Annotated in this window: 12 protein-coding genes; 6 read left to right on the top strand and 6 right to left on the bottom strand. The window is 71.7% G+C overall.

All coding sequences use genetic code 11. The annotated features are described in order from the left end of the window. Positions 1–87: 87 nt before the first annotated feature. The gene (locus tag D7V97_RS06440) at positions 88–693 is read right to left on the bottom strand and encodes an outer membrane beta-barrel protein (RefSeq protein ID WP_158623293.1); all 606 of its coding nucleotides are present in this window, start codon (positions 691–693) and stop codon (positions 88–90) included. A gap of 257 nt (positions 694–950) precedes the next feature. Here D7V97_RS06440 and D7V97_RS06435 point away from each other — a divergent pair, with 257 nt between their 5' ends. Both D7V97_RS06435 and D7V97_RS06430 read left to right on the top strand, forming a co-directional pair. Continuing rightward, positions 951–2,300, top strand: coding sequence for an amidohydrolase (locus D7V97_RS06435; protein ID WP_120609711.1), 1,350 nt, complete (start codon positions 951–953; stop codon positions 2,298–2,300). 119 nt (positions 2,301–2,419) lie between these two features. Further along, positions 2,420–2,962, top strand: a complete 543-nt coding sequence (locus tag D7V97_RS06430; RefSeq protein WP_147444708.1) for a hypothetical protein — start codon at positions 2,420–2,422, stop codon at positions 2,960–2,962. A gap of 9 nt (positions 2,963–2,971) precedes the next feature. Here D7V97_RS06430 and D7V97_RS06425 read toward each other — a convergent pair whose 3' ends face one another. Next, a complete protein-coding gene (locus D7V97_RS06425; RefSeq protein ID WP_120609714.1) occupies positions 2,972–3,430 on the bottom strand; it encodes a YaiI/YqxD family protein in 459 nt (152 codons plus the stop codon). 163 nt (positions 3,431–3,593) lie between these two features. Here D7V97_RS06425 and D7V97_RS06420 point away from each other — a divergent pair, with 163 nt between their 5' ends. The 3 genes from D7V97_RS06420 to D7V97_RS06410 are packed head-to-tail and all read left to right on the top strand — an operon-like array spanning position 3,594 to position 7,148. Next, the gene (locus D7V97_RS06420) at positions 3,594–4,727 is read left to right on the top strand and encodes a UTP--glucose-1-phosphate uridylyltransferase (RefSeq protein WP_233582544.1); all 1,134 of its coding nucleotides are present in this window, start codon (positions 3,594–3,596) and stop codon (positions 4,725–4,727) included. Between the two features lie 58 nt (positions 4,728–4,785). Further along, entirely contained in the window at positions 4,786–6,165 is a 1,380-nt protein-coding gene (locus D7V97_RS06415) for a hypothetical protein (protein WP_120609708.1), read from the top strand. Between the two features lie 8 nt (positions 6,166–6,173). Next, positions 6,174–7,148 (top strand): metallophosphoesterase, encoded by a 975-nt coding sequence (locus D7V97_RS06410; RefSeq protein ID WP_120609707.1) that lies wholly within the window; start codon positions 6,174–6,176, stop codon positions 7,146–7,148. A 20-nt stretch (positions 7,149–7,168) separates the two neighbouring features. On the opposite strand, the gene D7V97_RS06405 is transcribed toward D7V97_RS06410, so the two are convergent. Then, entirely contained in the window at positions 7,169–7,840 is a 672-nt protein-coding gene (locus D7V97_RS06405) for a TetR/AcrR family transcriptional regulator (RefSeq protein WP_120609706.1), read from the bottom strand. Between the two features lie 128 nt (positions 7,841–7,968). On the opposite strand from D7V97_RS06405, the gene D7V97_RS06400 reads away from it, so the two are divergent. Continuing rightward, positions 7,969–8,802, top strand: coding sequence for an SDR family oxidoreductase (locus D7V97_RS06400; RefSeq protein WP_233582543.1), 834 nt, complete (start codon positions 7,969–7,971; stop codon positions 8,800–8,802). A 9-nt stretch (positions 8,803–8,811) separates the two neighbouring features. Here D7V97_RS06400 and D7V97_RS06395 read toward each other — a convergent pair whose 3' ends face one another. From D7V97_RS06395 to D7V97_RS06385, 3 genes are all read right to left on the bottom strand, one after another. Next, a complete protein-coding gene (locus D7V97_RS06395) occupies positions 8,812–9,513 on the bottom strand; it encodes a VOC family protein (protein WP_120609704.1) in 702 nt (233 codons plus the stop codon). A gap of 48 nt (positions 9,514–9,561) precedes the next feature. Further along, on the bottom strand, positions 9,562–10,422 hold the full coding sequence (locus D7V97_RS06390) for an alpha/beta hydrolase (RefSeq protein WP_120609703.1): 861 nt from the start codon (positions 10,420–10,422) through the stop codon (positions 9,562–9,564). 63 nt (positions 10,423–10,485) lie between these two features. Then, positions 10,486–11,154, bottom strand: a complete 669-nt coding sequence (locus D7V97_RS06385) for a hypothetical protein (protein ID WP_120609702.1) — start codon at positions 11,152–11,154, stop codon at positions 10,486–10,488. Positions 11,155–11,254 lie beyond the last annotated feature (100 nt).

The following is an 11,254-nucleotide window of genomic DNA, read 5'->3' as shown; positions in this document are numbered from 1 at the left end:
CGGGCGCATCGGGGGAGCCCGCACCTGCCCGAACGATACCTCAAGACCTCACCGCCCCCGCGAGCCCGCCCTCCGTCCATGCGCCGCTCAGTAGCTACCCCCAATCTGGAGCACGCCCAGGTAGCGACCGTCCCCGGCACCCAGGTCCTGCGCGCGCGCGAAGTCCTGACTGAAGAGGAAGCTGTAGCTGCCGCGCACCTCCGCCGTGAGGTGGGGGTTGAGCTGGTACCGCAGCCCCGCCCCTACAGGCGCGTAGCCTCCCGTATCGTCGAGGAACCGGAAGAAGTTCCCCGAGCGCACCGAGTAGCGCTCGACGCCGATGCCCGCCAGCACGTAGGGCTGGAGCCGCAGCGAGGAGAGGCCCAGCGTGACCGCCGCCTGCGCGCCGTTGCGCACGATGTCCGGGTTGCCGGGCGTCCCGCTCTCGGAGATGGTGATGTTGCTGGCGCCGCCGCTGTAGCCCACCTCCACGCCCAGGTAGTCGTTGGTCCGGTACCCCAGGACGACGCCGTACGACAGCCCCGGATCCAGATTGGGGGCGAGCTTGCCCGTGTAGCCCTCCACGCCCAGGCCCAGCAGGAAGTAAGGCCCCTTCCACTCCACGTGCCGCGCCCGCGTGGGCGCGTCGTCCGGAGGCGCCTGCGCCCCCGCGGTCCCGCCCATCAGCCCCAACAGACAGAGCCCCAATCCCATCCCTCGCCTCATTACCGCCCCCTTCTGCTGTTCCATGCGCGTCCTTCAAGGTGCCCTCCCGGGAAGGGACGGACAACGAACGGACAGGCGGTGCCCTGAAGGCCCACGTCACCCCGGAGGGAAGGGCGTGCGGCCCCGACGCGGGCTCCCGGCCGCCTCCCTGCTCCCGCGCTGGGAAGTGCACCCCGGGACTTCCACCTTGAGCGTTGGCCCGACGCCCCCCTCCACCCGCGCGTTCCGGCCAGGAGACGCACGCCATGAACAACGACGTTGAATCGCAGGTCGCCTTGGAACGGGAAGGCCCGCACGAGCCGCCGCAGCCCGAACTGAACGCACGCGCCCGCCGCGTCCTCAAGCACCTGGACGCGGTGCTGCCGGACGTGGACGCGCTCTACCGCGACCTGCATCAACATCCGGAGCTGTCCGCGCAGGAAGCGCACACCGCCGCCGAGGTGGCGCGGAGGCTGGAGGCCGAGGGCTACGAGGTGACCCGGGGCATTGGAGGCCACGGCGTGGTGGGCCTGCTGTGCAACGGGGACGGGCCCACCGTGATGCTGCGCGGGGACATGGACGCGCTGCCCATCGAGGAGAAGACGGGACTGTCGTACGCAAGCCACGTGACGACGCCAGACGGCGAGCCGGTGATGCACGCGTGCGGCCACGACGTCCACACCGTGTGCCTGACGGGCACGGCGGCGCTGCTGGCGCGCTCGCGCGATGCGTGGCGCGGCACCGTGATGGTGGTGGCCCAGCCGGCGGAGGAGACGCTCCAGGGCGCGCGAGCGATGCTGGAGGACGGACTCTATGCGCGCTTCGGCACGCCGGACGTCGTGCTGGGCCAGCACACCGCGCCGCTGCCGGTGGGCGCGTTCATGCACCGCGAGGGCGCGACGATGATGGGCTCGGCGAACGTGCGCATCCGCCTCTTCGGGAGGGGCGCGCATGGGGCGACGCCCCACCTGGCGGTGGACCCGGTGGTGATGGGGGCAAGCCTGGTGATGCGCCTGCAGACCATCGTGTCGCGCGAGCTGTCGCCGCAGGAGGCGGCGGTGGTGACGGTGGGCCACTTCCAGGCGGGCACGCGCGCCAACGTGATTCCCTACGAGGCGCTGCTGGAGTTGACGGTGCGCACCGAAGACGACGCGGTGCAGGCCCGCGTGCTCGCCGCCATCGAGCGCATCGCGAAGGCTGATGCCGAGGCCTCAGCCGCGCCCCGGCCTCCCCAGGTGGAGGTGCTGTCGAGCTCGCCGGTGAACTACAACGACCCGGCCCTGCTGCGGCGGATCCGCGACGCGCACGCGGGCTGGTTCGGGAGCGGCGCGCTGGTGCCGGGCATGCTCGTCCCCCAGAGCGAGGACTTCCCGCGCTTTGCCCAGGGGCCACGGCAGGCCGTGCCCACGGCGTTCTGGTTCATGGGCGTCACGCCGCTGAAGGCCTGGAACGAGGCTCCAGGCACCACCCCGCTGGAGAAGGTCTCGCACCTGCCGGGGCCGCATACCTCCCTGTATGCGCCGGACCGCGAGGGCTCGCTGCGCAAGGGCTGTGAGTCGCTCACCGTGGCGGCGCTGGCCTGCCTGCACGCGGGCACGGCCTCCCGGGACTCGTGAGGCCCCGGCGCGGGCTCCGACCTGGAGCGGGGCCGCTGGCCCGGCCGGCCCCTGTCGCTTGCTCCCGCCGCGAGTGCGTCCACCTTGAGAAGCGGATGACACTTGTGGAGGAACCCCCGATGAAACTTCCGCTCATGGCCACGCTGACCGCACTCCTGCTCGGAGGCTGTGCCCACCAGGGCGCCTCAGGCACGGCGGACAACCCGAAGGGCACGGGCGGTTCGGGCTCCACCTCGCAGGATCCGGAATCGGGGGCGGGGACCCGCGATCCGTTCTCCAGCGATGAGTTCTCCTGGGACGTGGAGGAGTCCCCCCGCACGCAGGCGATGCTGCGCGCCCACGGCATGAACCCCTACGGTGACGCGGGCGCCAAGGCCGCCGCCGAGGCCGAGGACACCGGCACCGGCGGCTCCGGCTCCGCGAACCCGGACGACTACCAGTGCGTGGACATCAACACGCTGGGGACCGGCGGCTCCGGCAGCATCGACCTGCGCGCGGTGGACGACCTGGCGCCGGAGCCCGGCCCGTCGCAGAACCCGGGCGCGCGGTTGGACATCACCCCGCCCGCGTGGAATCGCAACAAGGGCATCGGGGTGAGCCCGATGGCGCCCACCACGGGCACGCCCCCGGTGGAGGGCAGTGGCGGCGCGAGCGGCCGGTAGCCAAAGCGCTCAGCCCTGCTGCTTCACCAGCCGGGTGAGCTCGCGGTCCAGCGTGGCGGCGAACTGCTGACGGTCCTGCGGCGAGAAGCTGCTGGGACCGCCGGTGGTGACGCCGCTGTCGCGCAGGTCCTGCATGAAGTTCCGCACCGACAGCCGCTCGTCGATGTTCTCCGGCGTGAACAGCTCCCCGCGCGGATCCATCACCACGACGCCCTTGGGTACGAGCAGCGCGGCCAGCGGGATGTCCTGCGTGACGGCCAGGTCCCCGGCCTTCGCGGAGGTGGCGATGTGCCGGTCCGCCACGTCCAGCCCCGCGCCCACCTGCACCGTGGAGACCCACGCCAGGCGCGGCAGCGACAGGGCTTTGTTCGCCACGAAGACGATGGGGACCTTCAGGCGCTGGACGGCGCGCAGGAGGATGTCCCGCACGGGCCCGGGACAGGCATCGGCGTCGACCCAGATTTGCATGGCGCGCATCCTCGCTGATTTCCCCGGGCCCTGCCCTGCTGCCGCAGCCGGGCGCGCCAGTCCCGCTCGCGAAGCGGCCCGGCAGGGCAGGGCGGAAGTCTGGACGCACACCCTGTCCCCGGGAACGATGCACGCGGCGGAGCGCGGCTCTATGTTGACCCGCGTGAATACCCAGACCCTGGACGCAGCGCTCGATGATCCCCGGCTCGCGCGCGATGGCTTCGACGCGGCCAGCTTCCGTGCGCTGCTCGCCCGTTATCAGCGCGGTGAGTTGGTGGAGTCGCGGCCCCTCGCGGGAGCCCTGGAGCCGCTGCGGCAGGGGGACGTGCAGTCCCTCCCGCGCGAGGGCACGCCCGACTACGAGGTCTGCCGGGCCCGGGGCGAGCAGGCGCTCCGCCTGGGGCAGGTGGCCGCCCTGGTGGTGGCCGGTGGCGCCGGGACGCGCTTCGGAGGCGTGGTGAAGGGGCTCGTGCCCGTGGTGGGGCAGAACACCTTCCTGGACCTCAAGCTCGCGGAGGCGCGCCGGCTGGGGACGCGCCTGGGGCGCCCGGTGCCCGTGGCGGTGATGACGTCCTACCTCACGCACGAGGCCATCGCCGCGCACCTGGAGGCACGGGGGACGGGCAAGGACGTGTTCCTCTTCCGCCAGCGGATGCTGCCCCGGCTCACGCCGGACGGTGGCCTGTTCCACGAGGCGGACGGCCAGCTGTCCTTCGCGCCCTCCGGCCACGGGGACGTCTTCCGCGCGCTGCGCGAGAGCGGGGTGGGGGACACGCTGCGCCAGCGCGGCGTGCGCTGCGTGTACTTCTCCAACGTGGACAACCTCGCGGCGACGCTCGACCCGGTCGTCATCGGGATGCACCTGCAACGCGGCTGCGCCATGACGGTGGAGGTGACGCCCAGGGTCAATCCCAGCGGAGCGCTGGACGCGGGCGCCGCGCCGGTGCGCCTGGCCGGCCAGCTCCAGCTCGTGGAGAAGGTGGACCCCACGCAGCACGCCTTCATCTCCACCAACAACATCACCTTCGAATTGGAGGCGATGATTGGCGCGGAGGTTCCGATTCCCTACCGGGTGGTCTCCAAGAAGGTGGACGGCGCGCCGGTGCTCCAGTTCGAGCAGGTGACGGCGGAGGCCAGCAGCCTCACCCGCCCGGATGGAAAGCCGCTGCTGCCGGTGGCCTTCATCGAGGTGGACCGCACGGCTCCGGCGACGAGCCGCTTCGAGCCGGTGAAGGGGCCTGACGACCTGCCCCGGGTGGCGCAGCGACTCCGTCCGCGTCTGGACGCCCTGCGCTAGGAAGCCCGCGGGACAACACCGCTCACGGTCCCGGGACGGATTCGCTAGAAGGGGCTCCGTGCAGACCCCGCCCCTTCCGCCCCGCCGCGACTTCGCGGCCTCCCCGCGAGCGCTCTGGTTGCTGTGCCTGGGCCTCTTTGGCGTCTACACCGCGAGCAAGGTGCAGATGCAGATGGACTCGCTGTGGTCCATCCCGTCCGCGGCCAGCATCCTTCATGAAGGCAACACCGACCTGGACGAGTTCAGGCCCACGTTCACGCCAGGGACGGACTACGCGCACAGTGAGTTCGGTGGCCGGGTCTACTACGTCTACCCGCCCGGGGTGATGGTCTCGGCGCTCCCGTTCGTGGCCGCCGCCGAGGGGTTCTTCTCGCTCGTGAGGCCGCTGCTGCCCCACCTGGGGCCGCTCGGGGGGCGCGCGTTGTCCTGGCTGGAGATGTTCCAGCGCACCGGGCTCATCGACCTGGGCTCCTACCACCGCACCGAACAGCTCATCGCGTCGTTCTACGTCTGCGCCGCCGCGGGCGTGCTCCTCGTCGCGTTGCGCAGGCGGGTGTCCCCTCGCGCGGCGCTCGCCACCGTCCTGCTCTTCGGGCTGGGCACCACGGTGTACTCCACCGCGAGTCGGGTGCTCTGGCAGCACGCACCCAGCCTCCTCGCCGTCTGCTGCATCGTCCTGCTGCTGGCCCGGCCCGTCCAGACCGCGCGAACCGCGTTCCTCCTGGGCCTCACGGTCGCGCTCGGCTACGTCTGCCGCCCCACCAACTCCCTCAGCGTCATCGTCGTCACCGCGTACCTCGCGCTGCGCTTCTGGCGCCAGCTCCCGGTCTACTTCGCGGGCGCGACGCTCGTGGCCATTCCCTTCTGCGCGTACAACCTGGCCATCTACGGCGCCCTGCTGTCGCCCTACTACCAGACCTCATTGCACCTGGTCCCCGGCCGGTTCTTCATGGCGCTGGCCGCCCACCTCGTCAGCCCCTCGCGAGGCCTCTTCGTCTTCTCGCCGTTCCTCGTGCTCAGCGCCGTGGGCTTCGTCCAGCAGTGGCGCCGCCGCGGCCTGGAGCCCTACGAGGTCGCGTTCGCCGTCATCCCGCTCCTGCACTGGGTGGCCATCTCCGCCTTCCCCATGTGGTGGGCGGGACACTCCGTGGGCCCGCGCTTCTTCACCGACGTGCTGCCCTACCTCGTCTACTTCCTCGCGTTCCCCGTGCAGACCGCGGTGGAGGCCCCCCGGCAGCACCGCCTCCTCGCGGGCGTGCTCACCGTGACCGCGGTGTGCAGCGTGTTGCTCCACTGGCGCGCTTCCTCGACCTTCGCCGTCCATGCCTGGAACTCCGTTCCGGTGAACGTGGACAGCGCGCCCGAGCGCGTCTGGGATTGGAAGGATGCGCAGTTCCTGCGCGCGCTCCCCTCCCGGTTCCTGTCGCCTCCCTCGTAAGGAAGCCCATGCGTCCCGTCCTGCTCTGCCTGCTGCTGTTGCCCGCGCTCTCCACCGCCGCCGCGCCGAAGGCGAAGGAGGACCCCTTCGTCTTCCAGGGCGTGGAGCGCATCGTCGCCGTCGCGGACGTCCACGGCGACGTGGACGCCTTCAAGGAGGTGCTCCGGCTCGCGGGCCTCATCGACGCGAAGGACCACTGGATTGGCGGCAAGGCGCACCTCGTGCAGACCGGCGACGTGCCCGACCGGGGCGACCACACCCGCGACGCCTTCGAGTTGCTCATGCGCCTGGAGACCGAGGCCCGCAAGGCCGGCGGCCGCGTGCACGCGCTCCTGGGCAACCACGAGCTGATGAACATGCGCGGTGACCTGCGCTACGTCACGCCCGGAGAGCTCGCCTCCTTCGCCGACCAAGCTCCCACCGCCGACGCTCCGGCCGAGTCCCGGGGCCTCCACGGACACACCGCCGCCTATGCCGCGGACGGCCGCTACGGCCGGTGGCTGCGCACGCACCCCGCCGTCATCCGCGTCAACGACACCCTCTTCCTGCACGGCGGCCTCGCCCCCACCGTCCCGGGCACGACGCTGGAGGCCGTGAACCGCTGGGTGTGGCAGGACGTGACGCCGGGCCAGCCGCCGGGCGGCGCCGTGGATCCCAACGGCCCGGTGTGGTTCCGCGGCTACGCCCTCGAAGACGAGGCGAAGTGGGACGCGGGCCTCACCCAGGTGCTGGAGCGCTTCGGCGCCCGTCGCATGGTGATGGGCCACACCCCGTCCCAGGATGGCCGCCTCTCCGTCCGCTTCGGGGGCCGCGCCATCGTCATCGACACCGGCCTCAGCACCCACTACGGCCGCCACCTGGCCGCGCTGGAGATTCGCGGCGACCGCCTCACCGCGCTCTACCCGGAGGGCCGCGTGCCGCTGCTCACCGGTGTGAAGGCCGCTCCCGCCCAGGCGCCCGCGGCGAAGACGGGCACGCAGTAGACGGCAGGCCCCCGCCCGCTTCACATCCGGGCCACCCGCTCACGGGCCGTGCGGCGGGGCGCGGACGTCGCGGGCTCCGGGCGCAGGTAGCCCAGCACGAGCGCGGTGAGCTCCTCCACGAACAGCGGGTCCTCCAGGTAGTCCGGCCGCTCCGTCACCGCCGAGTGGCTGAGCGCCTCCACGGTGTTCACGAGGATGAAGACCGCCATGTCCAGGTTCTGGGGCCGCAGCTCCTCGAAGCGCGGTGCGAGGAAGGCGCGCACCAGCCGGAACAGCCGCTGTGAATAGGCGTCCGACAGTCCCCACTGCCGCATGCGTGGCTTCAGCTCATGCAGCACCTGGTTCAGCTTGGGGTTCTCCCGCTTCACCGAGATGACCTGCTGGATGAGGGCGCGCATGGCCACCGGAAGCGGCTGGCTGGCGAGCGGCACCAGCCCGGCCTCGAAGTCCGCCAGCCCTTGCGCGCGGTGCCGCTCCATCAGCGCCGTCACCAGCCCCTCCTTGCTGGGGAAGTACTGGTAGAGCGACCCGACGCTCACGCCCGCCTCCTGCGCGATGCGGTTGGTGCTCGCGGCCTCGTAGCCATCCTTGAGCAGAATGCGAGCAGTCGCGGTGAGGATGGCGTCGCACGTGGCCTGCGCCCGCTCCTGGCGGGGGGCCCTTCGACGGGACGGCGGCGGACGGCGGGGCATGGAGCCTCCTCAACGGAATGTGAGCGCCAACGCGAGTTGAGAACGTGAGCGCTCACTCACATTCTAACCCCATGCAAACGACTTCTTCATCCTCCCCTGTCCACATTCCCAACACCCCCCTCCCGTCCGTGCGCGGAGCCTTCCCCTACGCCGGGCACCGCGCGCTCGTGACGGGCGCGTCGTCCGGGCTGGGCGAGGTGTTCGCCCGCGAGCTGGCGGCGCGCGGCATGGACCTCATCCTCGTGGCGCGCTCGGAGGACCGGCTGCGCGCGCTGGCGACGGAGCTGGCGTCAGCGCATGGCATCCAGGCGGAGGTCATCGCGCTGGACCTGGGGCGCGAGGGCGCCGCGCGGGAGTTGCACGCGCGCTGCCAGGAGAAGGGGCTGCGCGTGGACCTGCTCGTCAACAACGCGGGCTTCGGCACGCACGGGGCCTTCGACTCGGCGCCGTTCGCGCGGCAGCACGAGCAGGTGATGCTCAACGTCACGGCGCTGGTGGACGCCAGCCACCTGTTCCTGCCGGACATGCTCGCGCGGGGCGTGGGCGGCATTCTCAACGTGGCCTCCATCGCGGGCTTCCAGCCGGTGCCGTACATGGCCATCTACGCGGCCAGCAAGGCGTTCGTGCTGTCCTTCTCGGAGGCGCTGTCGGAGGAGAACCGCGGCAAGGGCGTGCGCGTGCTGGCGCTGTGCCCGGGGCCGGTGAAGACGGCCTTCTTCGACGTGGTGGGCACGAAGCAGGCCGCCGTGGGCCCCATGGCGACGGCGGAGGAGGTCGTGCTCGTCGGCCTCAAGGCCCTGGACCAGGGCAGGGCCTCGGTGGTGCCGGGGGTGCGCAACTGGCTGCAGGCCAACCTGACGCGCTTCACGCCGCGCTCGCTGGGCCTGCGCATCGCGGGAGGGATGATGAAGCCGCCCGCGGCGCAAGGCGCGGGAGTGGTCTCCGCGCGCGTCACGCCGTAGCGGGCCTTCTCAGGGCGCCGTGTGCCGGGGCACCGGCGGCGTGGGCGAGTCCAGCGCGGCGGCGATCTGCTCGTCGGTGAGCTGGAGGAAGACCGCGCCGCGCGGGGCCCACTCGCCGGTGAAGACGAAGTTGGGCCGCGTCGTGGGCGCCGGCTGCGGCACCTTGCCCCCTTGCGAGGTGAAGGGCGGCGGGCGGAGGAAGCCCTCCAGTTCGGAGGCGCTGATGCCGCAGTGGGCGACCACGGCCGGGTCGATCCACTGCTCGACGTCGATGGCGCCCTCGGCCGTCGCGAACTCCAGGATGAGGCCTTCGGGGGCCTGGACGTACATCGACTTGCACATGTTGTGGTCGACGGGGCCCGCGACCCAGTAGCCGTGCGAGCGCAGCCGGTCGCGCATCGTCAGCAGGTCCGCCTCCGTGGGGACGCTCAGCGCCAGGTGCTGCATCGCGCCCGGGGCCACCGAACCCGCGCTGAAGCCCGGGTGCGAGACGCCAATCACCGGCTCGATGTTCGCCATGTCCGGCGCCTGCACGAAGCTCAGCGAGCAGGTGTCCCCCAGCCGCAAGAACGCGTGCACGGTGTTCTCCACGCCGTGCATCCAGTACAGCGCTTCCAGCTCCATGCCGACGACCTGGGTGAAGAACGCGAGCTGCGCCTTCAAGTCCCGGGTCGCGAGCGCCAGATGATGCACGCCAGTGGGAAGACCCATCGAACACCTCCACGGTGGGAAAGGGGGGGGGGCCGTCTTTCTAACCGGTCAGCGTCCGGGCGCGAAGGTCTGGCGCAGCACCTGGGGCGACAGGGAGCGGTAGATGTTGTCGTGGCGCAGGTCCGGCCGGGGCTCGTACCGCCACGTCAGTCCGGCGGGGGCTTTCGCACGGAGCACCTCCGCGAGGCGCGCGCTCTGGGGCGCGATGCCCTCCTCGTTCGCGGACGCCACATACAGCGTGGCGCGCAGGTCCGGCCGTGCCTTGAGGCGCTCATCCGCCTTGCGCACCAACTCGTCGTTGTTCCACCAGAGGCTGGGGCTCAGCGCGATGAACGTGTTGAACAGCTCCGGCTGGAGGAAGAAGGTCTCCATGATGAACAGGCCCGCGAGCGATTCGCCGATGATGGCCGTCTCCTCCGTCACGCGGTAGCGGCGCCGCACCTCGGGCATGAGCTCGTCGCGAAGGAAGGCGCGGAACGCGGCCGAGCCACCGACGCGCGGAGCGATCTTCCGGTCCTCGTCGACCTCGGTGGGCCCGGTCATGTCGCGCCGCCGCTCGGTGTTCTCGATGCCGACGAGGATGAACGGCCGCATCTCCCCGGCGCGGATCGCGGCGTCGAGCGTGGCGGCGACGTGCGGGAAGTCCTCCTGCTCGCCACCGTCGGGCATGTAGAGCACGGGGTAGCGGGCGTCCTGCGCCGTCTCATAACCCGGTGGCGTGTAGACGTTGATCCGCCGCGTCTCCTTCAGCGCCGGGGACTCCAGCGTGAATGACGGGTGCGCTGGCTGCGCTTCCGCCGTCGCGGCGGCCGGGGCGGTCGTTGCAGCCGGGGCGGTCGTGGCGCGGCAGCCCAGGCCCAGGGACGCGGTGAACAGGAACAGGGGGAGCCACTTCGTCGTCGGTCGCATGGCCCTGCTCATAGCGCCACCGGGGAAGCAGCGCGAGCGCCCCAGGCTCGGAGCTCGGAGCCCTCAGCGCGGGCGCTTCGCGACGAAGAGCGTGTGACGGGGGCCCTTGGTGCCGTGCGCGGCGGGGTGGAGGATCTGCACATCGAAGCCCACCTCCTCCAGGCGCTTCACGAACGCGGGCGCGGGGCCTGCGCTCCACACCACCAGCGTGCCCTTGGGGCGCAGGGCGCCGTAGGCGACGGAGGCGCCGGTGAAGTCGTAGAGGCTCTCGTTGTCCGGATGGGTCAGGGCGGAGGGGCCGTTGTCCACGTCGAGCAGGATGGCGTCGAACGCGCCGCTCTGCTTGCGCATCAGCCGTCCCACGTCGCCCTCCACCACGGTGACGCGCGGGTCCTCCAGCGGTGACTTCGCCAGGGGCGCCAGCACCCCCCGGTTCCAGGCCACCACCACGGGCAGGAGCTCCGCCACGACGATGCGGGCCGTGGGCGTGCGGTCGAGCACCGCGCGCACCGTGAAGCCGAAGCCCAGGCCGCCCACCAGCACGCGGGCCTTCGGCATGCCCGCCAGGTGCGCGCAGCCGGCGTCGGCCATGGCCACCTCGGAGCCGTGCTGACGGCTGGACATCAGTGTCTGGCCGCGCACGCGCAGCACGTATTCGCCATCGCGCCGGGCGAGGGTTACCTCTCCCACCTCCGGCACCTGCTCTCGCTCGACGGTTTCCCAGGGCTTCATGTCGGCGCTCTTCGCGCGGACAGGGGCCCCAGGTCAAGCGCTCCGCCCCCGCGTCTTGACACCCCGGGACGTGCCTGCGAAATCCCGAGGGGCGAAGGGA

It is taken from the genome of Corallococcus sp. CA053C (genome assembly GCF_003611675.1).
Lineage (GTDB): Bacteria > Myxococcota > Myxococcia > Myxococcales > Myxococcaceae > Corallococcus.
The sequence above is the reverse complement of the archived record's forward strand: the minus strand, read 5'-3'. Positions and strand labels throughout refer to the sequence as shown.

What these genes read in the sequence shown, in the direction of transcription:
- D7V97_RS06440 (WP_158623293.1), bottom strand. Translation starts at nt 693, where the DNA reads ATGGGATTGGGGCTCTGTCTGTTGGGGCTGATGGGCGGGACCGCGGGG.
- D7V97_RS06435 (WP_120609711.1), top strand. Translation starts at nt 951, where the DNA reads ATGAACAACGACGTTGAATCGCAGGTCGCCTTGGAACGGGAAGGCCCG.
- D7V97_RS06430 (WP_147444708.1), top strand. Translation starts at nt 2,420, where the DNA reads ATGAAACTTCCGCTCATGGCCACGCTGACCGCACTCCTGCTCGGAGGC.
- D7V97_RS06425 (WP_120609714.1), bottom strand. Translation starts at nt 3,430, where the DNA reads ATGCAAATCTGGGTCGACGCCGATGCCTGTCCCGGGCCCGTGCGGGAC.
- D7V97_RS06410 (WP_120609707.1), top strand. Translation starts at nt 6,174, where the DNA reads ATGCGTCCCGTCCTGCTCTGCCTGCTGCTGTTGCCCGCGCTCTCCACC.
- D7V97_RS06405 (WP_120609706.1), bottom strand. Translation starts at nt 7,840, where the DNA reads ATGCCCCGCCGTCCGCCGCCGTCCCGTCGAAGGGCCCCCCGCCAGGAG.
- D7V97_RS06395 (WP_120609704.1), bottom strand. Translation starts at nt 9,513, where the DNA reads ATGGGTCTTCCCACTGGCGTGCATCATCTGGCGCTCGCGACCCGGGAC.
- D7V97_RS06390 (WP_120609703.1), bottom strand. Translation starts at nt 10,422, where the DNA reads ATGCGACCGACGACGAAGTGGCTCCCCCTGTTCCTGTTCACCGCGTCC.
- D7V97_RS06385 (WP_120609702.1), bottom strand. Translation starts at nt 11,154, where the DNA reads ATGAAGCCCTGGGAAACCGTCGAGCGAGAGCAGGTGCCGGAGGTGGGA.